This window comes from Staphylococcus sp. CWZ226, from assembly GCF_018986355.1.
Taxonomy (GTDB): domain Bacteria; phylum Bacillota; class Bacilli; order Staphylococcales; family Staphylococcaceae; genus Staphylococcus; species Staphylococcus simulans.
Genome location: NZ_JAHMSB010000002.1, coordinates 198,672 through 224,861, shown reverse-complemented (window position 1 = coordinate 224,861; position 26,190 = coordinate 198,672). Strand labels below are relative to the sequence as shown.

At 37.9% G+C, this 26,190-nt stretch carries 31 protein-coding genes; 12 read left to right on the top strand and 19 right to left on the bottom strand.

What is annotated here, in order from left to right:
- Positions 1-4 precede the first annotated feature (4 nt).
- The 4 genes from moaD to KRR19_RS02740 are packed head-to-tail and all read right to left on the bottom strand — an operon-like array spanning position 5 to position 2,425.
- Entirely contained in the window at positions 5-238 is a 234-nt protein-coding gene (gene moaD / locus KRR19_RS02755; protein ID WP_002479597.1) for a molybdopterin converting factor subunit 1, read from the bottom strand.
- A complete protein-coding gene (locus KRR19_RS02750; RefSeq protein WP_002479598.1) occupies positions 235-690 on the bottom strand; it encodes a molybdenum cofactor biosynthesis protein MoaE in 456 nt (151 codons plus the stop codon). The genes moaD and KRR19_RS02750 overlap by 4 nt, the downstream gene beginning before the upstream one ends.
- Positions 687-1,169 (bottom strand): molybdopterin-guanine dinucleotide biosynthesis protein B, encoded by a 483-nt coding sequence (gene mobB / locus KRR19_RS02745; RefSeq protein WP_002479599.1) that lies wholly within the window; start codon positions 1,167-1,169, stop codon positions 687-689. Before mobB ends, KRR19_RS02750 begins: the two co-directional genes overlap by 4 nt.
- The gene (locus tag KRR19_RS02740) at positions 1,166-2,425 is read right to left on the bottom strand and encodes a molybdopterin molybdotransferase MoeA (RefSeq protein ID WP_156666528.1); all 1,260 of its coding nucleotides are present in this window, start codon (positions 2,423-2,425) and stop codon (positions 1,166-1,168) included. The genes mobB and KRR19_RS02740 overlap by 4 nt, the downstream gene beginning before the upstream one ends.
- A gap of 63 nt (positions 2,426-2,488) precedes the next feature.
- On the opposite strand from KRR19_RS02740, the gene moaC reads away from it, so the two are divergent.
- On the top strand, positions 2,489-2,968 hold the full coding sequence (gene moaC, locus KRR19_RS02735) for a cyclic pyranopterin monophosphate synthase MoaC (RefSeq protein WP_002479601.1): 480 nt from the start codon (positions 2,489-2,491) through the stop codon (positions 2,966-2,968).
- Positions 2,969-3,267: 299 nt separating this feature from the next.
- Here the strand turns inward: moaC and KRR19_RS02730 are convergent, their stop codons facing one another.
- From KRR19_RS02730 to KRR19_RS02690, 9 genes are all read right to left on the bottom strand, one after another.
- Complete coding sequence (locus KRR19_RS02730; protein WP_216733426.1) at positions 3,268-3,777, bottom strand: MogA/MoaB family molybdenum cofactor biosynthesis protein; 510 nt, start codon at positions 3,775-3,777, stop codon at positions 3,268-3,270.
- Positions 3,778-3,802: 25 nt separating this feature from the next.
- A complete protein-coding gene (locus tag KRR19_RS02725; RefSeq protein ID WP_002479604.1) occupies positions 3,803-4,804 on the bottom strand; it encodes a ThiF family adenylyltransferase in 1,002 nt (333 codons plus the stop codon).
- Between the two features lie 134 nt (positions 4,805-4,938).
- Positions 4,939-5,559 (bottom strand): ATP-binding cassette domain-containing protein, encoded by a 621-nt coding sequence (locus tag KRR19_RS02720; RefSeq protein WP_060803661.1) that lies wholly within the window; start codon positions 5,557-5,559, stop codon positions 4,939-4,941.
- Position 5,560: 1 nt separating this feature from the next.
- Positions 5,561-6,232 (bottom strand): molybdate ABC transporter permease subunit, encoded by a 672-nt coding sequence (gene modB, locus KRR19_RS02715; RefSeq protein ID WP_111440573.1) that lies wholly within the window; start codon positions 6,230-6,232, stop codon positions 5,561-5,563.
- 11 nt (positions 6,233-6,243) lie between these two features.
- Positions 6,244-7,008 (bottom strand): molybdate ABC transporter substrate-binding protein, encoded by a 765-nt coding sequence (gene modA / locus KRR19_RS02710; protein WP_216733425.1) that lies wholly within the window; start codon positions 7,006-7,008, stop codon positions 6,244-6,246.
- Positions 7,009-7,148: 140 nt separating this feature from the next.
- Complete coding sequence (gene galT, locus KRR19_RS02705; RefSeq protein WP_156666527.1) at positions 7,149-8,642, bottom strand: UDP-glucose--hexose-1-phosphate uridylyltransferase; 1,494 nt, start codon at positions 8,640-8,642, stop codon at positions 7,149-7,151.
- Between the two features lie 16 nt (positions 8,643-8,658).
- Positions 8,659-9,651 carry a UDP-glucose 4-epimerase GalE gene (galE, locus tag KRR19_RS02700; RefSeq protein WP_156666526.1) on the bottom strand — a complete coding sequence of 331 codons (993 nt, stop codon included), beginning with the start codon at positions 9,649-9,651 and terminating at the stop codon, positions 8,659-8,661.
- A gap of 11 nt (positions 9,652-9,662) precedes the next feature.
- Positions 9,663-10,829 carry a galactokinase gene (locus KRR19_RS02695; RefSeq protein ID WP_156666525.1) on the bottom strand — a complete coding sequence of 389 codons (1,167 nt, stop codon included), beginning with the start codon at positions 10,827-10,829 and terminating at the stop codon, positions 9,663-9,665.
- Between the two features lie 81 nt (positions 10,830-10,910).
- Complete coding sequence (locus KRR19_RS02690) at positions 10,911-11,912, bottom strand: LacI family DNA-binding transcriptional regulator (protein ID WP_216733424.1); 1,002 nt, start codon at positions 11,910-11,912, stop codon at positions 10,911-10,913.
- Between the two features lie 147 nt (positions 11,913-12,059).
- On the opposite strand from KRR19_RS02690, the gene fdhD reads away from it, so the two are divergent.
- Positions 12,060-12,869 (top strand): formate dehydrogenase accessory sulfurtransferase FdhD, encoded by an 810-nt coding sequence (fdhD, locus tag KRR19_RS02685; protein WP_023014998.1) that lies wholly within the window; start codon positions 12,060-12,062, stop codon positions 12,867-12,869.
- Between the two features lie 27 nt (positions 12,870-12,896).
- Here fdhD and KRR19_RS02680 read toward each other — a convergent pair whose 3' ends face one another.
- From KRR19_RS02680 to KRR19_RS02670, 3 genes are all read right to left on the bottom strand, one after another.
- On the bottom strand, positions 12,897-13,652 hold the full coding sequence (locus KRR19_RS02680) for a GNAT family N-acetyltransferase (protein WP_216733423.1): 756 nt from the start codon (positions 13,650-13,652) through the stop codon (positions 12,897-12,899).
- A gap of 22 nt (positions 13,653-13,674) precedes the next feature.
- Complete coding sequence (locus tag KRR19_RS02675; RefSeq protein ID WP_002479614.1) at positions 13,675-14,226, bottom strand: biotin transporter BioY; 552 nt, start codon at positions 14,224-14,226, stop codon at positions 13,675-13,677.
- Positions 14,227-14,322: 96 nt separating this feature from the next.
- Positions 14,323-15,267, bottom strand: coding sequence for a nucleoside hydrolase (locus KRR19_RS02670; protein WP_002479615.1), 945 nt, complete (start codon positions 15,265-15,267; stop codon positions 14,323-14,325).
- 200 nt (positions 15,268-15,467) lie between these two features.
- On the opposite strand from KRR19_RS02670, the gene KRR19_RS02665 reads away from it, so the two are divergent.
- Both KRR19_RS02665 and KRR19_RS02660 read left to right on the top strand, forming a co-directional pair.
- On the top strand, positions 15,468-16,613 hold the full coding sequence (locus KRR19_RS02665; protein WP_216733422.1) for an acyl-CoA dehydrogenase family protein: 1,146 nt from the start codon (positions 15,468-15,470) through the stop codon (positions 16,611-16,613).
- A gap of 164 nt (positions 16,614-16,777) precedes the next feature.
- Positions 16,778-17,704 (top strand): iron-hydroxamate ABC transporter substrate-binding protein, encoded by a 927-nt coding sequence (locus KRR19_RS02660; RefSeq protein WP_002479617.1) that lies wholly within the window; start codon positions 16,778-16,780, stop codon positions 17,702-17,704.
- A 55-nt stretch (positions 17,705-17,759) separates the two neighbouring features.
- On the opposite strand, the gene yut is transcribed toward KRR19_RS02660, so the two are convergent.
- Positions 17,760-18,689 (bottom strand): urea transporter, encoded by a 930-nt coding sequence (yut, locus tag KRR19_RS02655; protein WP_002479618.1) that lies wholly within the window; start codon positions 18,687-18,689, stop codon positions 17,760-17,762.
- 296 nt (positions 18,690-18,985) lie between these two features.
- Between yut and KRR19_RS02650 the strand changes: the two genes are divergently transcribed.
- From KRR19_RS02650 to KRR19_RS02620, 7 genes are read left to right on the top strand one after another with little or no spacing between them, the layout of a single operon-like run.
- Positions 18,986-19,288: an urease subunit gamma gene (locus KRR19_RS02650; RefSeq protein WP_002479619.1), complete on the top strand. Its 303-nt coding sequence runs from the start codon at positions 18,986-18,988 to the stop codon at positions 19,286-19,288.
- A 16-nt stretch (positions 19,289-19,304) separates the two neighbouring features.
- Positions 19,305-19,718, top strand: coding sequence for an urease subunit beta (locus KRR19_RS02645; protein WP_057509904.1), 414 nt, complete (start codon positions 19,305-19,307; stop codon positions 19,716-19,718).
- The gene (ureC, locus tag KRR19_RS02640; protein ID WP_216733421.1) at positions 19,715-21,430 is read left to right on the top strand and encodes an urease subunit alpha; all 1,716 of its coding nucleotides are present in this window, start codon (positions 19,715-19,717) and stop codon (positions 21,428-21,430) included. The genes KRR19_RS02645 and ureC overlap by 4 nt, the downstream gene beginning before the upstream one ends.
- Before the next feature lie 13 nt (positions 21,431-21,443).
- The gene (ureE, locus tag KRR19_RS02635) at positions 21,444-21,896 is read left to right on the top strand and encodes an urease accessory protein UreE (protein WP_060803651.1); all 453 of its coding nucleotides are present in this window, start codon (positions 21,444-21,446) and stop codon (positions 21,894-21,896) included.
- Positions 21,889-22,578 carry an urease accessory protein UreF gene (locus KRR19_RS02630; RefSeq protein WP_002479623.1) on the top strand — a complete coding sequence of 230 codons (690 nt, stop codon included), beginning with the start codon at positions 21,889-21,891 and terminating at the stop codon, positions 22,576-22,578. The genes ureE and KRR19_RS02630 overlap by 8 nt, the downstream gene beginning before the upstream one ends.
- A gap of 12 nt (positions 22,579-22,590) precedes the next feature.
- The gene (gene ureG, locus KRR19_RS02625; protein WP_002479624.1) at positions 22,591-23,205 is read left to right on the top strand and encodes an urease accessory protein UreG; all 615 of its coding nucleotides are present in this window, start codon (positions 22,591-22,593) and stop codon (positions 23,203-23,205) included.
- Positions 23,205-24,044, top strand: a complete 840-nt coding sequence (locus KRR19_RS02620; protein WP_105978578.1) for an urease accessory protein UreD — start codon at positions 23,205-23,207, stop codon at positions 24,042-24,044. The genes ureG and KRR19_RS02620 overlap by 1 nt, the downstream gene beginning before the upstream one ends.
- A gap of 89 nt (positions 24,045-24,133) precedes the next feature.
- On the opposite strand, the gene KRR19_RS02615 is transcribed toward KRR19_RS02620, so the two are convergent.
- Both KRR19_RS02615 and KRR19_RS02610 read right to left on the bottom strand, forming a co-directional pair.
- Positions 24,134-24,994 carry a patatin-like phospholipase family protein gene (locus KRR19_RS02615; RefSeq protein ID WP_216733420.1) on the bottom strand — a complete coding sequence of 287 codons (861 nt, stop codon included), beginning with the start codon at positions 24,992-24,994 and terminating at the stop codon, positions 24,134-24,136.
- A 36-nt stretch (positions 24,995-25,030) separates the two neighbouring features.
- Positions 25,031-25,507, bottom strand: a complete 477-nt coding sequence (locus KRR19_RS02610; RefSeq protein ID WP_216733419.1) for a TspO/MBR family protein — start codon at positions 25,505-25,507, stop codon at positions 25,031-25,033.
- 178 nt (positions 25,508-25,685) lie between these two features.
- Between KRR19_RS02610 and KRR19_RS02605 the strand changes: the two genes are divergently transcribed.
- Positions 25,686-26,111, top strand: a complete 426-nt coding sequence (locus KRR19_RS02605) for a very short patch repair endonuclease (RefSeq protein ID WP_156666520.1) — start codon at positions 25,686-25,688, stop codon at positions 26,109-26,111.
- Positions 26,112-26,190: the final 79 nt, after the last annotated feature.

Genomic DNA, 26,190 nt, shown 5'->3' with positions numbered 1-26,190 from the left:
TTTCTTAACCTCCGCTTACCGGTGGAATCAACGCAACGACATCAGAAGGTTGAATCATTTCATCATTTGGCACAAATTCTTCATTCAAGGCGATTTGGAATTGTTTGCCGCTGATTTCTGGATACGTTTCAAATAAATATTTTTTAAACGCCTCTACTGTCATTTCATTCTCTAGTTCAAATTCTTCTGTACCTTTTTGTAAGATTTCTTTAATCTCCGCAAAATAAAGGACTTTCATTCTGTTTGCCCCCTTTCAATGGCATCTTCATGGTAACCACGTTGATGACCGATCCATTGTGCGCCATCTTCCCATATTTCTTTCTTCCAAATCGGCACTACTTCTTTAATACGATCAATCGCATATTCATTTGCCGCATAGGCATCTTTTCTATGTGGTGAAGAAACTGCGATTAATACCGCAATATCGGAAATATGCAATGGTCCGATACGGTGAACAATGCTGACAATCGTGCCAGGCCATTGTTCGTTGATTTCATCGCCGATTTGAGCTAATTTTTTTTCAGCCATTGGCACATAAGCTTCGTACTCAAGATGTTCTGTACGAATGCCTTTTGTCCATTCTCTGACATGACCTGTAAAGACCACTACTGCACCCTGATGCGGTGTCAGTGTAAAGTCTCGATAAGGTTCTGTTTGAATCGGCTCAGTCACAACTTCAAATTGTTTCATTTTGACTCATCCTTTTTTCTATCGATAAAAGTTAATAACCACTTTTTAAAATGACTTAACTCTGTATTTTTTTGAAACGGTAACTTATATTGTACATGACTCAGCTCAGATAAAGAAACTAATTCCGCTTCATCTCTATAAATAATCACTTTATCATAATCCGCTTGTTTAAAACCTTCAACTAGTAACACATCATAATCAATCGTGACCGCTGATTCAATAATGTGGGATAAAGTTTGTTCTGTTGTACGTGTGACTGTTTCTCTTAACGCATGACCTTGCACAATGCTTTGGTCTGCCCCTGCTTCAAAATGTTTCATATGATCGACTTCTGCTGCTTGTAAGGTAATATCTTCACTACCATGTCCATGATGTTTAATCGTCACTACACGATAACCTTGCGCTTTCAGAAACTTAACTGTTTCTGCCATCAAGGTTGTTTTGCCAGAATTTTTATATCCCACAATTTGTAAAATCATAGTGCTAATTCCTCTTCAAAGGTATCTGTTTCAGTCAGAATGACATCCACTGTGTAGCCTTTTTCAAAGCCGCGTGTACCGCTCGGCAACATAATCATCGCATTACTGTGTGCAATCGCGACAACCGCACCTGATTTGTTGAAACCAGAAGGTACTACTGTTGTTTGTAAACCATTTAATGTAGCTTTTGCACGAATGAAACGTGTGAATGGATTGGCTTTTTTGAAGTCTTCCATCAATGTGGCTTTTACAACTTGAGGGAAACGTTCAATCGCACCCATCATATTTAAGACTGCTGGTTTTACGAACAATTCAAATCCTGTATAGCACGCAGATGGATTCCCTGATAAACCAAATAAATATTGGTTATTTGCGACAGCAACTGTTGTGACACTGCCTGGACGCATTTGTACTTTATTGAATAATACTTCTGCACCGATTTCTTTGTAGATAGCTGGTAAATAGTCGAAGTCACCAACAGATACACCGCCTGTTGTGATGACCATATCATGAGAAGCAAGTGCTTCTTTAACGACTGCTAAACTGCTGTCGAAATCATCTTCTTGAATTTTATAAACTTCACAGTCTAAGCCGAATTGATTTAGTAAGCCTTGAATCATCGGTCCATTAGAATTACGGATTTTACCTGGTTCTAATTCATCACCGACATCTAATAACTCACTGCCTGTCGCAATAATAGCTGCAGAGGGTAAGCGACGTACAGGCACTTCTGTATAACCGAAGGTCGCAAGTACTGCGATAGCCCCAGCATTAATACGTTGGCCTTCTTTTAATACGACATCTCCGACTTCTGTTTCCTCACCTTTTAATGAAACATTTTCATTATGTTCGAAGGTTGTACGAATCGTAAATGAATGTTCACCTTCACGTGTTTGTTCTAACATCACAACTGCATCTGCACCTGCTGGAATTTCTGCCCCTGTCATAATACGGACAGCTTGGTTCGGTCCGACTGTTTTATCTGACACACTGCCTGCACCGATGTGATCAATGACTTCAAATTCAATACGGTTGTCACCGCTTGCACCTTTTGTATCTTCACTTCTTAACGCAAAGCCGTCATAAGGTGATTTATTAAAACGTGGGATTTCATACGTTGCCACGATATCTTCAGACAGTATATATCCTAAACTGTCATTTAAAGGCACTTGTTGTGTTTCTGTACGAAATTCTTGTGCTACCACACGTTTGATTGCTTCTTTTACCGCAATTGGATTTCTTTTTTCAACTGGCATAAACTATCTGCTCCTAACATCTATTTTATTTCATGCTATAATGTCTAAGCGAGGAGGAATAACATGTCTGAATTTACTCATATCAACGCTCAAGGTAATGCGAAAATGGTCGACGTTTCTGATAAAGACATCACAAAACGTGTTGCGACAGCACATTCAAGCATTACTGTTAACGAAGCGATTTACAAGCAAATTGTAGAACATACAAATAAGAAAGGTAATGTGCTGAATACTGCCCAAATCGCGGGAATCATGGCAGCTAAGAATACCTCTACGATTATTCCTATGTGTCATCCGCTCTCACTGACTGGTATCGATATTGCCTTTGAATGGGATACAACATCGTCATATACACTTAATATTGAAGCTACAGTCTCTACATCAGGTAAAACCGGTGTAGAAATGGAAGCTCTCACAGCCGCTTCAGCAACGGCTTTAACCGTTTACGATATGACCAAAGCACTTGATAAAGGGATGGTCATCGGCGAAACTTACCTTATCTCAAAATCTGGCGGAAAATCCGGGGATTACCGCAGATCATAAACTATTGTTGTTCATGCTTTACCCTTTTTATACGTAAACATGAACTTCACAACAGCACTACGGAACCATTGACGTTGTGATTTTACTGTCACAACGTACAATCGTTCCGTTTTTTTCATGTTACTCCTATTATATAATGCGAATTCTTTAAGTTAAATAGGCTGAATGGATGAAAAAACTGATGAAATCTTATGAAATCAGTGATTGGCTTCAGTGTTTTCCCTTATTCAATCAAACAGTACAGTGAAGAAGCGGTTAGTCTTCTACCTGAGTAAAATCTAACCGCTTCTTCTTGCCTTTTATTTTGTTAATTCATGAATGAGATGATTCAATTCAGGTTTAATTAATTTTTCAATCGCTAATCTTACCGCACCAGATGAACCTGGCAATGAGAAAATCAATTGTTCACCTACTGTACCGCCGACAGCACGTGATAATAAAGCACGTGTTCCCACATCTTCAGCATAACTTAAATATCTGAATAACTCTCCGAAACCTTCAATTTCTTTTGTTAATAAAGGAGTTACTGCTTCAATCGTCACATCACGTTGTGCGATACCTGTACCGCCCGTTGTAATAATGACATCCACATCTTCATTCAACCATTGTTGTACTTGTTCAGTAATCGCTTGTTTATCATCTTTGACGATTGTGTAATGATCATCTGTAATTTCCACATTAATCTCTGATAATAATTCTTTAGCTAAATTACCACCTTTATCTGTTTCTTTTGTTCTTGTATCAGACACAGTTAAGACTGCTGCGTTGATGATTCTATCTAATTTGACATTCACGTGTTCATTTTTCATTCATTAGGCCTCCTATGTGATTTACTCAACCGAGTAATTGGTTCATTAATTTAATCGCTTCTTCAGGTTTTGTCATGCCATGTATCAACATGCGTCCGCCTGAGAAGCTGACGATTCGATGATTGTTGAATTCGAAGCGAATCATATAAGGGTTCGCATGATACTTAATATGATGCGTTTCAAGATATTCCTTCAACATTTCCTGGGTAATATCCTCATTATTGTATTGAACTGTATCTCTTCCGCATAATGTCGCAAACTGTAAATCAGTATGATTTAAATGCGGATAGGTCGCATGTTCACTACACGTATGACAATCAGCTTTAAACATACGACTGAATCCGAATGTATAGTGTGTCCCTTCCCAAATATCACCATAAGTTAATTTAGGCGTAAAAGGTGTTTCAGTCAGGATTTTCAATGCATCACGTGTTTGTAAACTCGTGGTCATGGTTACCGCTGGTTGAATTACCCCTACTGTATCACACGTCATGTTAATGACTGGTAATTGCGGCATCAGACAGTTGAAACACGGAGTTTGTCCAGGAATGAAAGCTGCTTCGATATATGTACTTTGTACAACCCCGCCATATATCCAAGGTATATTATATTTATACGCAAAATCATTCACTAATAAACGTGTATCGAAATTATCTGTCGCATCTAAAATTAAATCTACCTCAGTTCCATGCGTTTCTAGAAACTGGGGATTGACTTGAGCGATATGCGCCTCAATGATGACATCACTTCGGATTTCCTGCAGCTTTTCTTTCGCCGCAATCACTTTCGGCATCGCGTCTGTCGCATCTTGTTCTGTAAACAACATTTGACGTTGTAAGTTGCTGAACTCGATGTAGTCACGATCAACAATCGTTAACTGTTTGATGCCCGCTCTGACTAAACCGTCCGCAATGTGTGTTCCTAATGCACCCATGCCGATTATCAGCGCATGTTTTTGCGCAATTTTCTCTTGGCCTTCTCTGCCTATATGTTTAAACAAAATTTGTCTGGAATAACGTTCTGACATCTTTCGATTCCTTTCTTAAAGTGCATTGTCTTTATTATAAGACGAATAGAGACGTGTTACAATCGTTCGAATTGTAGTATGTCACCTAAAATCCGGTCATGCCAATAGAAGACAGACCGGATTGAAACTTTTTATTATTCAGCTGGTACAGAACTTAACGTTATAATTTCATCCGCCAATTGTTCTGCTTCGTAATTAGAATGTGTCACAAAAATAATCGGGATTTGCCATTCATCAAAGAGTCGTTTCACTAAACGCATACTTTCTTCTTTCGTCGCATCATCCAAACTAGAAAATGGTTCATCTAATAAAAGTAAATCAGGACGTGTGCTTAATGCACGTGCTAATGCGACGCGTTGTGCTTCCCCGCCTGATAATCTAGCTGGATATTGTTTTTGTAAATAACTGATGTTTAATTGATGCATCAACGCTGTAATATGTTCAGAAGGTTGCGCCATAAACGTGATATTTTGAAAAACTGTCATATTCGGAAACAATTGATAGTCCTGAAATAAATAACCTAAATGACGCTCTTGAATTTTAACATTCACAGATGATTGCGTATCCGTTAACACACGTTCGTTGACTTTGATATAAGCGTTATCTGCAGCCCTTAAGCCTGCGATCATATTCAAAACAGTCGTTTTCCCCACTCCTGAAGGTCCTCGTATCGCATAAATTTTAGGTACTGTATCTTGAATATCTAACTTCAGTAACTGTCCTTTTAATTGATGTGTAATTTGGATGGTCAACATCTTAATCCACCTCCAAATAACGATCTTTGTTCATTAAGTTAATCGTACCAATAACAGTAATCGCAAATGCGACTAATACTAATACCCATAGCCAAGCTTGGTTCTCTTTGCCTTGTTCAACTAAGAAATAAATCTCTAAAGGCAACGTATTGGTTTTATTTGGAATATAACCCGCTACCATTAAGGTTGCTCCGAACTCACCGATTGCACGCGCAAATGCCATCATCACACCAGATAAAATAGCACGCTTAGATAGCGGTAAAATCAGTCTGAAGAAAATTTTATTTTCACTTGCACCCATTGTTCGTGCTGTATTCAACATTTTATGATTAATACCTCTAAAACCTTGAATCGTATGTTGATACATTAATGGAAAACTGACAATCACAGAGGCAATAATTGCACCAGTGATTGTGAATATGACAGGCATATGTAAAACATTTGTCATAAATGCGCCTACAGGGCTTCGTGGTGAGAAAACAATTAATAATAAGAACCCCATGACTGTCGGAGGTAACACAATCGGCAGGATAATAATACTCTCAAGAAGTGTCACAATACGTCCACGACGTCGATATAACAGTCTTGAAATTAAAATCCCAAGTGCTGTTACAATAATCGTGCTGATTACAGCCACTTCAATTGATATCCAAAATGGCGTTAAATCAGGCATTTCCACTCCTCCTACGCTTCAAATTGATAATCTTTTAAGATTTGTTTCGCTTCATCTGATTTTAAGAACTCAATCCAAGCTTTCGCTGTCTTATTATCAGATGTTGTTCCGGCTTCATAAACAATCGGTTGTTTTAATTTCACCGATTCGATTTCTTTTACTTTATCATTTTTAGTTTTGTTTTTATATAAATCCGTTTTATAAACAAAACCGAGTTGCGCGTTCCCTTTTTCCACATAATTCAAGTCTTGACGGACATCTTTCGCAAAGACAAGATGATCTTTAACGCTGCTGTATAATCCATTGTCTTTTAAGTAACCTTCTGCGTATTTACCTGCAGGTACAGAGTTCACTTCGCCTATCGCAAGTTTTTGTCCATCTTTTAAATCTTTGACTGATTTTAAATCAGTGCCTTGTTCACCAATTAATACAAGTTGATTTCGCGCATAATCATAAGTGTTATCAGCTTTCTTCTTATCTTTTAACGCTTGGACATCTTTTGTGTTGGCTGACATAAACACATCAACAGGTGCACCTTTTTCAATTTGTTGTCTTAACGATCCTGATCCGCCGTAGTTAAATGTAATATCAACATCTGAATGTTTTTTCTTAAATGCTGTTTCTAAATCTTTCGTCACATCCGTTAAACTTGCGGCAGCTGCGACATGTAAAGTATTTTCTTTTTGATTACTGTTTGTTTCTTTTTTATCATTTGAACATCCAACAACAACTAAGCAGACGCTCAACAGTATAACCGCAAAGTATTTCAACTTCATCTTGAAGAAGCCTCCTAAAAATGATTAATTCACTCTCGATTATACGCTTTCGGTCCATAAATTCCAATTTGAATTTAACCATTATCTTTTGTATTCGCACAAGAAAAAAGGCCAATATGACATTGACCTTTTGATTATAATTATAAAGTTTGAACAAAACGTTTAAAGGCTTCTAAGCCTTCAGTATCACGTTTAAACACACCTGCATCTTCTAAAACACGTTTGAATTTCTGACCTACAGCATCTAAAACAATACCTTCAGCATTTTCAGGTGTAAATTGATGTTTCTCTTTTAGTTCATCTGCGAAATCTTGATGCACACCTAAATCTATATCAGTTTCACCTAAAACATATTGTTCGACTTGTTTAAGCTCATGTTTTAAACGTGCTGGTAAAATCGCAGTTCCCATCACTTCGATTAAACCGATGTTTTCTTTTTTAATGTGTTGTACATCTTGGTGCGGATGGAAAATACCATCTGGATAATCTTCTGATGTTTGATTGTCTCTTAGTACTAAATCTAATTCAAAACGACCTGTTTCTTGACGGTAACGTGCAATCGGTGTGATGGTATGATGACGTTCGCCCGCCTCACTTTGTGCTTTGACTTGAACACTTTCATCACTGTACGCATTCCATTGATTGAAAATATGTTCTGCCGCATCAATGAGTTGTGCTTGATTATTACCTTTTAAACGGATTACACTCATCGGCCAATCTAACAACACCGCTTCTACTTCAGGATAATCATCAATAGTAAAACGTTCTATTTCTGTCGCATTATCCATCGGGAAAGTGTGGCGCCCTGTTTGGTAATGATTGTGAGACAAGATTGAACCGCCTACAATCGGCAAGTCCGCATTAGATCCCGCAAAATAGTGCGGAAATTGCTTCACAAAGTCTAATAGATTCACAAAAGTTTGTCGTCCGATCTTCATTGGCACATGTTGTGCAGATAATACGATACTATGTTCTGGGAAATAAGCGTATGGTGAAAATTGGAATCCCCAGTCTTCTCCATCTAACTTAATACGCGCAATTCGGTGATTACGACGTGCTGCTTGGGTTACAGAACCTTGGTAACCTTCATTTTCCATACATAACGCACATAAAGGATAACTTGTTTGTTTTGCTTCTCTTGCTGCCGCAATTTCTTTCGCATCTTTTTCAGGTTTAGACATATTAATTGTAATTTCTAAGTCACCATAGTTCGTTGGTGTATAGAAATGAATATTTTGTGCGATGGCATCTGCCTTAATATAGTGGTTGCGCATACAAATATCATATAAATATTGCGTCGCTTTCTCCGGGCTGTCTTGATACAACTGTCTAAAGTTGCGATTAATAGTTGAAGGTTTCGGTGTGATTAAATCTAATAGTTTCGTTTCAACCATTTCTTTTTGATATACCGCATCTTCTATTAAGTGATGTTCAATCATTCGATTAATCCAGTGTTGTGCAATCGCATTCGGTGTATCAAGTTCTGAGATATCTCTCTCCTCATGTTCGATATCTTCTGCTTGTGTAATCTCTAGCACTAGGTTTTGAATATAGAAAGCATCTTCCTTTTCAAAGTCCCCATATTCTACTGCATATGAAATAAAGCGTTGTATCAGCTGTTGATTCAGCTTCATGATACGGCCTCCCTTTTTATTTATCTTCGTAGCCATTCGGATGTGCGCGGTGCCAATGCCAAGCAGTTTCAATAATTTCATGAATATCATCATGTTTCGGCTCCCAGCCTAACACGTTACGTGCTTTATCACTTGAAGCGATTAATTTACTTGGATCACCTGCACGACGTTTGCCGATTTCTGATTTAATCTTTTCACCAGTCGCTTGGCGTGCTGCTTCCACAATTTCAATAACAGAGTAACCTTGACTGCTGCCTAAGTTGAATGCGCCGCTCTCACCGCCATCTTTTAAGTAACGATACGCTAAAATATGCGCTTCAATTAAATCTGTGACATGTAAATAATCTCTGACACATGAACCATCTTCTGTATCATAATCTACACCGAATATCGTAATCGCATCTCGTTGTCCTAACGCTGCTTCTAATACAATGGGAATTAAATGTGTTTCCGGATTATGATCTTCACCAATCGTACCGTCTTCACGTGCACCTGCGACGTTGAAGTAACGTAATGCTGCATAGTTCATACCATATGCGTTATGGCACCAATGCATCACTTTTTCCATCATCAATTTACTTTCGCCATAAGGGTTGGTCGGTGCTTTTTTCGCATCCTCTGTAATCGGGACAACATCTGGTTCACCATAAACTGCTGCTGTTGAAGAAAAGACAATATCATTCACATCATGTGCTTTCATCACTTCAAGCAACACTTGCATACCATAGACGTTATTATTGAAATAATCTAAAGGTTTCTCTACCGATTCTCCAACTAATGAATAAGCACAAAAATGGAAGACACCTTCAACATTTTCCGTTGCGAACACTTGATTTAAGAATTCGCTGTCACGGATATCTCCTTCATAAAAACGTGCTGCTTTAGGCACGGCACCTCTATGACCTGTTCCTAAATTATCCACCACCGCGACATCATAACCAGCATCTATCAATTGATGCGCTGCATGGCTGCCGATATAACCAGCACCGCCTAATACTAAAACTGACATGATTTTCCTCCTTAAAGTTCGATTGTTTTCACGCCGTCACCGATATTGACATGGTAAAACGATGGCGCATAACCAATCTTGTCTGTATAAATACGAGAGACTTCATCTTCTAAATCTTTAACTTTTGATTGATGAACTAAAGCAATCGCACATCCTGCGAATCCTGCACCTGTCATACGTGCACCAAGGACTCCATCAACATTTTGTGCAGATTCTGCTAAAGTATCTAGCTCTGTGCCCGTCACTTCATAATCATCCTTCAATGAAGCATGGCTTTGGTTTAATAATTCACCAAAGCGTTCAAAGTCTGATTGCGCTAAAGCATCATACGCTTCTTTAACACGTGCGTTTTCAGTAACTGCGTGACGTGCACGACAACGTATCGTTTCATCTTCAATTAAATGCGCATATTTTTCGAACGTTTCAACGTCTAAATGTCCTAACGCTTCAATATCCAATTCTTGTTGAAGTAACGCTAATGCTTTCTGACATTCTTCTAACCGTTCATTATATTTAGATTCTGCTAATTCACGACGCTTATTCGTATTCATAATAGAAATCGTGTAATCTCCGAATTCAGTTGGAACATAATGATACTCTAACGTATGCGTATCTAATAAAATCGCTTGATCCTTTTGACCCATACCCACAATGAACTGGTCCATAATACCTGAATTGACACCGATAAATTTATTTTCTACTTTACGTCCAAGTTGAATTAATTCTAAGCGCTCTACATCTAAGTTAAAGAGTTGCTTCATTAACCAACCTGTCAGCATTTCAATAGAAGCTGAAGAAGATAAGCTTGCACCGTTTGGAATGTTACCTTCAACGATGACATCAAATCCTGAGTCAATTTTATAACCCGCTTCAATTAAAAACTTAACCATGCCTTTTGGATAGTTCGCCCAACTATGGTCAGCATTGTAATCTAAATCATCTAATGAAAATGAAATAATACCTTTTTCTTCAAAGTTCAAAGAGTAAAAACGAATCGTACGATCTTCACGTTTACGTGCTAAACCGTATGTGCCTAATTCAATAGCAGCTGGGAATACATAACCGCCATTATAATCTGTATGCTCTCCGATCAAATTAATACGTCCTGGTGCGAATGCGGCAACATCTGGCTTTGTTTCAAAATGCTTTTCAAATTGCGTTTGCATAGATGCCAACATAATATAACTCCTCTCACAAGGTAAATTTATTAGTAAACACAATTAAAGTTTATTTGTTTACTATATGTTTTGTCAACACTTTCATTGGTTCTTAAAAGAAAAAGATTGTCGCTCTATTTGTTTCGTTTGTATCACAATATGCATGGCAGACTGACGTGTTTTTTGAATACGTTCTTTTGCCATTAAGACAGCACTTTTACCAAACTGCTCGATATCAATACGCACACTCGTCAATGATGGTGTTACATATTGATTTACATCTAAGTCATTAAATCCGATAACTCCAGCATCTTTAGGGATTGTGACACCTCTTTGTTGGAGGCCTTGAATTAGACCAATTGCGACCATATCATTACCCGCTATCAACACATCTGGGATAGTGTCTGCTTCTGTTATCGCTTCAAAACCATCTTCTCGTTCCCAACCGATTAAATTGCCATTCGGTATCTCATCATGTTGTTGACACCAAGAAAGATATGCGTGATATCTTGCATCATTTTCATACGCTTCTTTCCCATCTAAATTACGTTCTTCGCGTATGCCTCCATAGTAAGCGATATGTGCATCATGATAAATGTCCCTGATTTGATTCAGCAGCTGATACATGGCTTGTTCTAGATCAGAGTACACTGCATCGATATAATCAGGAACTTGCTTATTATTAATCACTACAATATTAGGGTTATGGCGATAAATTTCTTTTAAAGCATCCAATGAGAAATTACCGATGACTAACACTGCACCTGCTTTTTTCACATCTTGTAAATCTTGTTTTTTAAATCCTGTTTCAATTCTAAGTGTCTTCTTTAATGTTAAATTTAATTTCTTAATTTCAGACTCTATTGCTAAACGCAATTCACGATGAAACGGGTCAGCCATTTCTCGTCTACGAGACGCATAAGTAATGATTTGAACTTGGCGATTTACACGTTCTGCTTTGTGATATTCAAGTTCTTTTGCGGTATTTAAAATACGAGTTCTTGTACTGTCGGCTACAGACAATGTCGGATCTTCATTAAGTACACGCGACACTGTACCTGGACTGACACCCGCTTGTTTTGCGATATCTCTAATACTTGCCATAATTGACACCTCTCTTTTGTTTACTTTAAGTTTACTATGCTCTGTTTACTTGTACAACTTTTCATTTTAAATAATGAAACATTTCATGCAAATCTTTTTTGTAAATTGAAGTGATGTAGTATATTGTTAAATTAAGGAGTCATGCATATGAATAAAGATAAAGATGTTTTAACGAATCAGACAATTGTCCGCTTTGAAGATGGAGAATTATTTGAAACAACTGATAGTTATGTTACAGAATTTCCATTAACTGTCATGGTTAATGGCGAAGAATTTGCAACCGTCATCTGCAGTCCAGACCACATGGAAGAATTGGTGCTGGGCTTTTTAGCGTCTGAAGGTGCAATTTTAAAACGCAGTGAATTGAAATCGATTCAAATAGATGACAGCAAGGGGTTTGCACATGTTGAATTAACGAAAGACTTAGGGGATCGTTTCGAGTATTCAACCAAGCGCATGATTGCTTCATGTTGCGGTAAAAGTCGTGAGTTTTATTTCCAAAATGATGCGGCGGTGGCTAAGACGTCATTGTCGAATATCACACTCACACCTCAACAGGTCATCAATATGATGACGAGACTACAAACTGCAAGTAAACTGTTCAAACGTACAGGCGGCTTGCATAACGCGGCCATCAGCGACGGTGATGCTTTCTTTGAACACCGTCAAGATATCGGTCGACATAACGCACTCGATAAGTTATATGGTTTCTGTATTGAACGTCATATTCCTGTTCGAGACAAAGTCTTAATTTTCAGCGGTCGTATTTCATCAGAAATTCTGATTAAAGCGGCTAAAATCGGAGTTGGTGTTATTCTTTCTAAATCCGCACCGACTACGTTAGCTGTGACGCTTGCGAATGACTTAAACATAACAGCCATTGGATTTATCAGAGATGGCAACTTCAATATTTATAGTCACCCAGAACGAATAAAAGCTGTGTCCTCACAAGATTAACTTGTGAAACACAGCTTTTTTGTTTGCTTATATATTCTCTTTTATCACACTATAACAATAACTGATGAAGGTATAGCCTTGTTTAATATACATTTCCTTAGCAGTATCTTCACCGTCTGCGATTAAAATCAAAGGTTTATGCTTGGCATAATTTGCGACATATCCCTGCATAGCACGTCCGATTCCTTGTCCACGCATTTCTTTGATCACACCGAAACTATCGATTTCAATCGTTTCTTCTGATTCAATCATATCTAATGTGCCGACTGGTTGATTATCTTTATAAGCAATCACCCGCTTCACATTCGTTGCGCCTTCAAATTGTTGTCTTAAAGTTTTAACCACTTCGTCTGCGTAGTCTTTACCGTAATCCAGTGAAAAATAACGACAGATTTTCAAATAATCATCCAAATGATAAATATCGACAAAACGGATATCTAAACCATCTGGAATGTCACCTGCAAGCTCATGTGCTTCGATCGCATACATTTCTAACAACACAACATCAAAATTTTCTCGTTCAAAATATGTACGAAACGTGGAATCTAAAGGTGTGTTTTCTGGAAAAGTAAATGCCAAATGGCGGCTCTCTTGTTTGAGATGTGCGTGTGTTTGTGTTTTGACACCTTCTAACCAAGTTTCAAACGTCGGCATGTCATGATATACCCATTTATTCGTATAATACGTTAAAGGTTCTTGTGGTGTTAAATAAATCGTCTTTTGTTCATCTTCATAAGCAATCGTTCCAGGTTGATCAATTAATCGCATGGATAGCGGCCCCATCTTTATCCCTCTTTCTGCTACCTCAGAAACGAATCAATTGTTTAAAGCGTGTGTGATTCAATAATGCTGCACCGATTAAGCATGCGATAATCGCTTTAATAATATCCCCCGGCATAAAGACAAATGATAAAAAGAATGCTTTTGATAATGGCATATGAGTAATCACGCCCATAATTAATGTGCCGACAATGTCTAATAATAAGACACCCGCAATTAATGTAGGTAAAAATAAACGACCGAAATTGATTCGTTCTATAGATTTATCGCGCGCATACCCAATTAAGAAAGCGACGACTGGATATAAGAATAAGAAACCTGCTGATGGACCAGCAAAAACTCCTATACCGCCACGACCGCCTGATAGTACAGGTAAACCGCACGCTGCTAAAATTAAAAATACAATTACGCTTAATGTACCATACTTTTTGCCTAAAAGAATACCTGCTAGAAAAATACCGACATTCTGCAAGACAATCGGTACTGGCATGAATGGAAGCGGAATAGGTGGAATCAGACCAAGCAATGCGATAATAGCTGTCATAATCGCAGTAAATGTGATATGTTTTGTTGTCATAATATAACCTCCTCAAAATCTTACATGGAAGATTATATCACATATGTTAACTTTAATTTACGATAAGTTAACATTTATTTGTATAATTTTACACGTCTAGACACGAACCTTTGCGGCAAGGTTTGTCATGTAGTCAAAGAATGCATCTCTGTGCACATCATCGACTAATCTGATTGTACGGCCGCCCTCTTGAACACGTTTAGTTCGTCCTTGACTCGGTCCTTTTGTAATCACTTCTGTTTGTACTTCTTCAACATGTACTAACTCAGGTTTTCCAACAGAAGCTGTTGTTAAGACATCCCATAAGAAATACGTAGAGTTCGTCACAAAATGCGTTAATGGCGGAACTGCAGCATAACAAACACCTAAGAAATCTACACCTAAAATATCACGTTGATCTGCCCACATTTGTCTGACATCAATTGTTAACGGCACTTTATTTGTACTTTCTAACGCAACCATATCAATCGCAATATCTGTATCAAAAACCGTTGCGACTGCTTCTGGATCCCAAAAGGCATTCCATTCTGCAGTTCCATCATGTTCAGGTTCTTCAACATTACCTTTCGTTAAGAATGTTCCCCCCATCCATACTAAGCGTTCAATTTTTTCTGTGATATGCGGAGCAACCTCTAATGCTTTAGCTAAGTCTGTTAAAGGTCCAGTAAATAACAAGGTTACTGGTTTCTTACTCGCTTCTAATTTTTCTATTATATCTTCATATGCTTCAAGTTCTGATTGCGATGCTCGTTGTTCAGTACGTGATTCATTCAATACTGGTAATGCATCTACAAAAAAGGCATGCATACGCCATTCTTTAGGAAATGGATTCTTCCCTCTTTGTGATGATGCGGCAACTTTTAAATCTCTATCTGAAAAGCGGTTAATGATTTTAATAGACGCACTCACTGCGGGTTCTACATAACTGTCAGCACCAATTGCGCTGACACCGATTAATTCAACATCTTCCATCTGTAGTAATAAAAAGAGAGACACTAAATCATCTACACCGCCATCGTGGTTGAAATATATTTGTTTCATGTTCTACCTCCAAAATTTATGTATATTACTTATTAAATTGAAATTCACAACAAATGTAAAGTAAGCATTTAACCAGAAATTTAATTGTATGATGTCTAGCTTTTCTCGTAAAACAAATGCAGACCGCTAAAAACTACCAACTCTCTATTCCGAGTGATACACTAAACTTAACAAGGCAACAAACGTCAGGAGGAATGACATTGTTAGAATCAGGATTAATTCATACAGAGATTCAACGTAAATGGTTAACAAAATTACAATCAGTCAAAGACGAATTTCAAGCACATGCAGCATACAATGATGCGCATAGCCGCTTCCCTCACGAGAATATTGATTGGCTCGTTAAAGAAGGTTATACCTTATTAACCTTGCCGAAAGCTTATGGCGGTGAAGGTGCGACAATTGAAGATATGGTTATCATCCAAAGTTATTTAGGTTCTATTGATGGTGCCACAGCTTTATCTATCGGTTGGCATTTAAGTACTGCAGGACAAATATTTGAAGAACAAAAATGGGAGCCTCACCTACTCGATCAATTAGCACAAGCTATTCAAGAAGGTGCGTTGATTAATAGAGCGGTGAGTGAAGCGGATACTGGAAGTCCGACACGTGGCGGCAAACCTTCAACACACGCTAAACGCTCAGGTTCAGAATATGTTTTAAACGGCGTTAAAACTTTTACTTCAATGTTGCCAGCTTTAACCCATTTCTTAGTCAGCGGCTACAATGAAGCCACAAACCAATTCGGTTTCTTCTTAGTTGAAAAAGAAACGCCTGGAGTGTCTGTTGCTGAAACTTGGAATGTGGTCGGCATGCGTGCGACTGAAAGCCATGACCTGGTATTAGAAGATGTGCATATACCACAAGAAAACTTTGTAGAAGTTGCGGGCGGTTCAAAAGGACCGAACGGTTGGATTCTGCATATCCCAAGTGTGTATTTAGGTATTGCACAAGCTGCGGCAGATTATGCGAAAGACTTCGCCAAAACACATCAGCCAAATAGTATTGATTACCCTATCGGACATCTTCCGACTGTCCAACAATCAATCGGTGAAATGGAGTCGTTATTACTTTCAGCACGTGCCTTTTTATGGTCTACAGCCCGTACGTATCATGAAGCCCCTGATGCACCTGTTTGGAATGAAACTTCCGCAAGTAAAATTTTAGTAATGAATCAAGGTTTGAAAGTCATCGATTTAGCAATGCGCATTGTCGGTGCGAAAAGTTTAGAAATGGATCGCCCGCTTCAACGCTATTATCGTGACATGCGTGCTGGTCTGCATAATCCGCCAATGGAAGATGCGGCTTACACAAATATTGCCAAATCAGAACTCAACTTATTCTAGTGACTTAACACTATGTTCAATAGTCGAACATAGTGTTTTTCATTTTAAACAAATAATAAATGTTGATTTATTTAGAAATTTATATTGTGCTTTCTGCGAATACCCTTTATAATTTTGAATAACGCTAAACGATAATCGTTTTCAATTAGGAGGAAGATATAAAGATGAAAAAATTACTCATCCCACTGATTGTGTTAGTCCTTGTGCTTGCAGCATGCGGTAAACAATCCAGTGATCAAAAAGATTCAAAAAAAGAAACACGTTCATATACAATGGATAACGGTAAGAAAGTAGATATTCCGAAAGAACCTAAACGTATTGCGGTTGTTGCACCTACATACGCTGGCGGTGTAAAAAAATTAGGCGGTAACGTTGTAGCAGTCAACAGCCAAGTCGATGACAGCCCTATCTTAAAAGAAAAATTCAAAGGTGTTGAAAAAATCGGCGCCACTGGCAGCGAAGATGTTGAAAAAGTAATCAAACAAAAACCAGATTTAATCATTGTTTATTCAACAGATAAAAACATCAAGAAATATCAAAAAGCAGCTCCTACTGTAGTTTTCGACTACGCAAAACATAAGTACTTAGATCAACAAATTGAACTAGGTAAATTGTTAGGTAAAGAAGACGAAGCTAAAAAATGGACAGAGGATTGGAAAAAAGAAACTAAAAAAGATGGTAAAGAGATTCAAGATAAAATCGGTAAAGATTCAACAATCTCATTATTAGATGAATTCGATAAAAAACTTTATACTTACGGTCCAAACTGGGGTCGTGGCGGTGAAGTGATTTATCAAGCATTCGGCTTACAAATGCCAGAAAAACAAAAAGAACTAGTTAAAAAAGATGGTTGGGCAGAAATAAAACAAGAGAAAATCCCTGAATATGCAGGCGACTATATTGTATCAACACGTGCCGGCAAAGCTGAACCATCTTATACTCAAACAAACCTTTGGAAAAACCTTCCAGCAGTTAAAGAAGGACATGTCATCAAAGTAGATGCGAAAACATACTGGTTCAACGACCCTTACACATTAGAATTCATGCGTAAAGATTTAAAAGAAAAACTCGAACAAGCAGCATCTAAATAATATGAAAAAACGGCTTACACAGTAAACAGGTTGTGTAAGCCGTTTTCTTTATATATTATTTATTTTCAGTTTCGCTTTCAACAGGCATCACATTTGGTTTACCTGCCATCAACATCAACCATGTTGCGACGATGAACGGTAATGTGAATACTGGCAAGCCGAATGGTTTTAACCAAGTCACTAAACCAGCATGTACAACCACTGTGATAAAAATACCAAATAACATACTTAAATATTTGTTAAATACTGAAGTTTCTTTAAAGGTAACACCTAAAGCCAATATTACTAAGATAACATTATAGCCATATAATCCTGTATTTATATCATCATGGTTCGCCCCAAATAACATTACCACAAAAACACCGATAATATTTGCGACGACTGAGAAGATGCCTGCACGTTTAGAAGCAATAAAGATACCAATCAGTATTAATAAGCCCCCTACTGTACTTTTCACCAAGAAAATTTCACTAAAGCCATCTAAGAAAGTCATCACACCGTTAATCGCGTGATGTGAAAATGTAATCTCACGTACCGTAGAAGGTAAAATATTAACTCCAGCATTGACGTGTTCGAATTGGAAGGACATAAATAAAAACATCCAACTGATAAACACATACGGCATGGTCAACATCGGCAAGTCAAAACGCGATAATAAATGACGAAATGCGGCACCAAGCGGTAATGTCAATACAACCGCAAGTGCTGTCATACCAATACCTTTAATGTCTGGCACTAAGAATATGGTTAAAGCCACACCTGTCAGCACTGGATTAAAACCAGCCAGCCCCTCTTTGATTTCTTCTTTGGAATAATTTGTATAAGGTGCTAATACATAAGCAATCAAACTAGAAAGCAATGCTGCTAGCCCTACTTTCCAATTTGCTACAAATAAACCTGCTAAAATGAATAGCCCTGTCCAAGCATTATTTAACAATAATACTTGTGAAATATTCTTTAATACAACGTCGACTAATTGACGCATCGATCCTTCACCTGATTTCTCAAAATTTATAAACAGTTATAATTTTAACAAAATAGGATTTCGAATAAAACCTATTGCTCTCTATTTATAATTTTTTAAGATTAAAATACAACGTTTGTTTGAAAATGTACCAAAAAAGGTAAAACTCCCTTGGGTTAATTAAAGTGTACATTCAAGCCTTAACTTGTTAATTTGCAATTATATTTGGCACCACAAATATATATTTCTTGTATATCGATAAGTCGAGTCTTACAATGGATTAGTATTATTTAACATATATGAAAGAAGGGATTACTTTGCATTTTACTCAACGTGAACAAGATAAATTGATGTTGGTTATTGCGAATGACGTTGCACGCAGACGTCAAAAACGCGGTTTAAAATTAAACTATCCTGAAGCGGTAGCTATCATCAGTTACGAAATGTTAGAAGGTGCAAGAGATGGTAAGAGCGTTGCCGACCTTATGAGTTACGGCAGACAAATTTTAAATAAGGATGATGTAATGGAAGGTGTAGCAGATATGATCACAGACATCGAAGTTGAAGCTACATTCCCTGACGGCACAAAATTAATTACGATACATCATCCGATTGTTTAAAGGGGGATTATATATTATGAGACCTGGTGAAATTATAGTAAAACGTACTGAAATAGAAATAAATAAAGGTACTGATTCTACTGAAACAGTAATCGTTGTTAAAAATATAGGAGACCGCCCTATTCAAGTCGGTTCTCATTATCATTTTTTTGAAGTAAATGATGGCTTAAAATTTGATAGAGAGAAAGCATATGGTAAACATTTAGATATTCCAGCTGGCGCAGCTGTACGCTTTGAACCTGGGGATGAAAAGAAAGTACAACTTGTGGAATATAACGGTAATCGTCGTATTTACGGATTCCGAGGAATGGTTAATGGACCGATTGATGAAGATCGTGTCTTCCGTGTAGACGATAATCATCCGAACGCTGGTATTAAAGACGACGAAGGAATGAAAAATGCGAATAAAGAAAGTGGGTATGATCGATGAGCTTTAAAATGACACAATCTCAATATACAAGTTTATATGGTCCGACTGTCGGTGATTCTATTCGATTAGCTGATACAAACTTGTTTGCACGAGTAGAAAAAGACTATGCGTCATATGGGGATGAAGCTACTTTCGGCGGCGGTAAATCTGTGCGTGACGGTATGGCTCAAAACCCTAACGCAACACGTGATGACCGTAATGTTGCAGATACTGTTATTACAAACGCAGTTATTATTGATTACGATAAAGTATACAAAGCAGATATCGGAATTAAAAACGGCTATATCATGAGATATGGTAAAGCTGGTAACCCTGATATTATGGACAACGTTAATATCATTATCGGTGCAAACACTGATATCATTTCAGCTGAAGGTAAGATCGTAACAGCTGGCGGTATTGATACACACGTACACTTTATTAACCCTGAACAATCATGGGTTGCGCTTGAAAGTGGTGTTACAACACATATCGGCGGCGGTACTGGTGCTTCTGAAGGTTCTAAAGCCACTACGGTTGCTCCGGGTCCATGGCATATGCACCGTATGTTAGAAGCAGCTGAGGCTCTACCTGTCAACGTTGGTTTCACTGGTAAAGGACAAGCACATAACCACACAGCATTAATTGAACAAATCCACGCTGGCGCAATCGGCTTGAAAGTCCATGAGGACTGGGGAGCAACACCATCTGCGCTAAGTCATGCATTAGATGTAGCTGATGATTATGATGTTCAAATCGCATTACACGCAGATACGTTGAATGAAGCGGGCTTCATGGAAGATACGATGAAAGCAATCAAAGACCGTGTCATTCATATGTACCACACTGAAGGTGCTGGTGGCGGACATGCGCCTGACTTAATCAAATCAGCAAGCTATCCTAATGTCCTTCCATCATCTACTAACCCAACACTACCTTACACAACAAATACAATTGATGAGCACTTAGATATGGTTATGATTACACACCACTTGAACGCTTCTATTCCTGAAGACGTAGCATTCGCTGATTCACGTATCCGTAAAGAAACAATTGCAGCGGAAGACGTATTACAAGATATGGGTGTGTTCAGTATGGTCAGCTCTGACTCACAAGCAATGGGTCGTGTCGGTGAAGTTATCACACGTACATGGCAAGTCGCACACCGTATGAAAGAACAACGCGGTTATTTAGATGGCGACTCAGAATACAATGACAACAACCGTATCAAACGTTATATCGCAAAATACACAATCAACCCTGCGATTACACACGGTATCTCTGAATATGTCGGTTCAATTGAACCTGGCAAACTTGCGGATATTGTAATTTGGGAGCCTGCATTCTTTGGGGTAAAACCTGATGTTGTCTTAAAAGGCGGAATGATCAGTACAGCAATCAACGGTGATGCAAATGGTTCTATCCCAATCTCAGAACCTCTTAAATTCCGTAAAATGTACGGTCAACTTGGCGGTAACATGACAGGTACAAACATGACATTCGTATCAAACATTGCTTATATGAACGATATTCAACGTCAATTGAACTTGCATCGTTTAATCCGTCCAGTTAAAAATATCCGTAACCTACGTAAAACAGATATGAAAAACAATACAGCAACACCAAAATTAGACGTAGATCCACAAACGTATGAAGTGTTTGTAGATGGCGAAAAAATCACAAGCGAACCTGCTAAAGAGTTGCCATTAACACAACGTTACTTCTTATTCTAGGAGGCAAGCTTTCATGATAGTAGAAGAAATTCTTGGCAATATCGCCAATTTATCACCTGAAGAAAAACAAAAGCACACTGAAAAAGTGTATCTAGAAAACTCTGATTTAGTTAAACGCATCCAACGTGTCAAAACTGACCACGGTAATGAAATCGGAATCCGCTTAAAAAACCCTGTAGACTTGCAGTATGGCGATATCTTATATGAAGATGACAACAACCGTATCGTGGTTGATGTCAATTCTGAAGATATTTTGGTTATCAAACCACGTTCACTGCAAGAAATGGGAGATATTGCCCATCAGCTTGGTAACCGTCATTTACCTGCACAATTCACAGAAAATGAAATGTTGGTACAATACGATTATTTAGTTGAAGATTTATTAAAATCATTAGGCATCCCCCACTCACGTGAGGATCGCAAAGTAAACAAAGCCTTCCGTCATATAGGACATTCACATGATTGATCATGCGTCTTTACGCTTGTTTCAATTTTGCGATTCGCAATTCCCTACAGGTGCTTTCAGCCATTCATTCGGATTAGAAACTTATATCCAAAGAGGGACTGTTCATGATGAACAGTCCTTCCAAGAATGGCTGAAACTGTTTTTAAGTGAACAACTCACATATGCGGATGGATTAGCGATGCGCTTCGTTTACGAAGCACTGAATCAGAATGATGAAAAAAGAGTATTAGAATTAGATCGTTTATTATTTGTTCAAAATATGCCGAGAGAAACACGTGTCGGTACCAAACAAATGGGAACACGTATGGTGAAACTAGCTGATGAACTTTACGATAGTGAATGGATTCATTGGTATCACGAACAATATCAAGCAAAACAAGCGAAATTGCATCCAGCAATCTGCTTTACAATGCTTGGTCATTATCTCGGTGTCGATATTGAAATGATTATCGATTATTATTTATATCAAAACGTTTCATCTTTAACTCAAAATGCGGTCAGAGCCATTCCATTAGGACAAACTGCAGGTCAACGTATTGTGACGCAGATGATTCCTTTTATGAAACAAACACGCGACCATATTTTTGAGCTTAAAGCATCTGAATTCGGCATCACTGCACCAGGACTTGAAATCAATCAAATGGAACATGAAAAAGTGAATGTACGAATCTTTATTTCTTAGGAGGCAAGACTTATGACTCAACCTATTAAAATCGGAGTCGGCGGCCCTGTAGGCGCAGGTAAAACCGAACTTGTAGAAAAAGTAGTAAAACATCTTTCTAAAGAATTAAGCATCGGTGTTATTACAAATGATATTTATACAAAAGAAGACGAAAAAATCTTAGTAAATTCTGGCGTACTTCCTGCAGATCGTATCATCGGAGTTGAAACTGGCGGTTGCCCTCATACAGCAATTCGTGAAGATGCTTCAATGAACTTTGCGGCAATTGATGAATTAGTTGAACGTCATGAAGATATTGAATTGATTTTCGTAGAATCAGGCGGCGACAACTTAGCTGCGACATTCAGTCCAGAACTTGTAGATTTCTCAATTTATATTATCGACGTTGCACAAGGTGAAAAAATCCCACGTAAAGGCGGACAAGGTATGATTAAATCTGATTTCTTCATCATCAACAAAACAGATTTAGCGCCTTATGTCGGCGCATCTTTAGACCAAATGGCTGAAGATACACGTACTTTCCGTGGTGATCGTCCATTCACATTCACAAACCTTAAAACAGAAGAAGGTTTAGACAATGTGATTAACTGGATTGAACGTGATGTGCTGCTTAAAGGACTAGAGTAATGTCTGAAGAAAAGCAATGGACAGGACAGTTAGATATCACCGTTTTTAATGACGGTGAACGTTCTGTAGCACGCGATATCTTTTTTGAACAAGCATTAAAAGTGATTCGCCCTATTTATTTAAATGGCTCAAATATCCCGACATTCTATATTGTTAATGTCGGCGGCGGCTATTTAGATGGAGACCGTTATCGCTTAAATGTTAAAGTGAAAGAAAATGCGGCAACGACACTCACATCGCAAGGTGCAACAAAAATCTACAAAACATTGAAAGATCATGTTGAACAGTACCAAACGTTCACGATTGAAGATAACGCTTATATGGAATATGTAGGCGATCCGATTATAGCTTATAAAGATGCAAAGTTTTATCAGCATAATCAGTATCATCTGGCTAAAACCGGCGCAATGTTTTATACCGATATCTTAACGCCTGGTTATTCTCCAGATGAAGCGCACTTTACGTATGACTATCTTCACCTGCTTAATGAAATTTTCGTTGACGGTGAATTAGTCGTCTACGATAACTTGTTGTTGAATCCAAATAAAAATCGTGTTGATGCTTTAGGTTATATGGAAGGATATTCTCATCTAGGGTCTTGTTATTTCATTCATCCAGATGCGAATAAAGAAACAGTTGAAGAACTTTATGAGATTATGGCACCTTATGCGAAACAAGAAGACTGCAGAATCGGTATTACTGAACTTGCAACACATGGTATCAGTATCCGTATTCTTGCACATCAAACTGATTTAATTTTAGATATTCTAAATGACGTGCAACAACAACTTGTCAGAAAACATTATGACAGAGATGTAGATTTCTTAAGAAAATATTAAAAGCAATCAAGTTATACACCTGATTGCAAACTAAAGGACGGTTATTCATTCTTTGATAACCGTCCTTTTTACATACATAATTTTATAAGTTACTGTTTGTTCCAAAATGCTTTAAGCGCTTGTGCTTCTTCATACCCTTGTTGGCGTGCAGCTTCAGCTACTTCCTTACGCAATGCACCATTCATTGTATTATAATCATATTTTTCCAGAATACTCATTACAGTGCTATCTGGTTTGACTGTATACACACTTTGACCTCGTTCTTGCATATGGTCCACTAAATCAGATAATGCATAAGGTGTTTTCACTGGTAAATTCGCAGCTAATACCACAACTTTATCCGCTTCACTGACATCTGGATTATCCATAGAATAAGAACCGCCATCATAATAGTGTTTATCATGCAGTTGAATCGTCGGATAAGCCCCTTGGAATGCGCCACTCGCCGCAATAGCTTTAACTAACGGTACATCAGAGTTTTCATCAAATACACGACGTTGATTTGTTTCTACTTCTGTCACTACAATTTTGATTTTAGGTGTCCAGCCCGAAACTGCATTGCCTAAGCTGTTTCTGATCATATTGAGTCGTTCTGTTTCAGGCAAATCTACTTTAGGATGCATAGCCATCCGACTCATACCATCAATCCATTCTTCTACAGTACGCGCATTTTTCTCTAATTGATCAAATTGCGCAAAGATATCTGCTAAATCATCATCCGTTAATGGATTTTCAGCTTCTCTTTGATAGTTTAGTTGTTCTTCCCATATTGTTTCCCAGTCTGCTTCTGATGCGAAAACTGTGCCCACTTGTGCACCCGCAGATGTTCCGACAAATTCATCGGCATCTCTCAAGTCTAAACCTTTCTCAGCTAAACCTCTTAAATAACCGATTTCCCATGCCATGCCGAATTGACCGCCGGCACCTAAAATTACTGATGTTGTTGCCATATGATTCACTTCCTTCAACTTTTATTATGACATGAATTATTGATCTTTGTTTAAAATCCAGCTTCCTGTCGCAAGATAGCTCGCAAATGCACACCATAATGCATAAGGCACCATTAACAAGCCGCTGCGTTTATCTGCTTTATAGAAATTGACTGCCGTGACGACAACAGATGCGAATAAAGCATAACTTTCAATCATTGCTGCTCCACGTAGTTTATATTTGAAATACAATACAGACCATAAGAAATTCAAACCAAGTTGTGTATAGTGTAAAATCGGTACAGATTTATCTTTACTTGCGTTACGTGCAATCATATATGCGACGCCCATCGCAAGATACAAACCTGACCAGACAATGGGATACGTAATACCTGGCGGTGAAAGCGGCGGGTTCTTTTCTTTTTGATAAACTTGACGTGCATTGCTTGTCACATATTTTGCTACCAAAGTGCCCCCTACTGTCGGCGTTATTAAATGTACAATATCTCTCAGAACTTTGAATGGTTGTTTCAAACTATCCCTTCCTTCTGTTTCATATAATTATTTTCTTTACTTTATGTATCTACCCTTTAGAAAAAGCATTAAATATCATCGTTGTATGTTTATGTTATTATCTGCGTGATGCTGCATAACAACAGGCTTTTTCGGGAATATCAATATAGAACGTCTTATATGTATGAGGTGAATTTATATGACAGAATCTAAAGCGTATCGTTCTAAGATGATGTCTAAAATCAAAGGCACAGGCGGCAAAGCTGAAACACAACTTGCTAAAGCTTTATGGCACCAAGGTTTCCGTTATTTTAAGAATTATAAGAAACTACCCGGCACCCCAGATATCGCTATCACTAAATATAACGTAATGGTATTTGTAGATGGGGAATTCTGGCATGGTTATGATTGGGAAAATGTTAAACAAAAAAGAATCCACACGAACCGTTCATATTGGATACCGAAATTAGAACGCAATATGGAAAGAGATCAAGAAGTGAATCAGAAATTAGAAGAAATGGGTTATACTGTCTTACGTTTTTGGGAGAAACATGAAGTGTTTAAGGACATGGATGCTTGTGTCCAACAAGTGTTAGATGCGATTGAACAAAATAAACAAAAATAAAAAAGTGAGCTATCTCAATGAATAACTCACTTTTTTATTACTAATTTTTTGTGCCTGTTGAAATAATCTTAAATTCCCC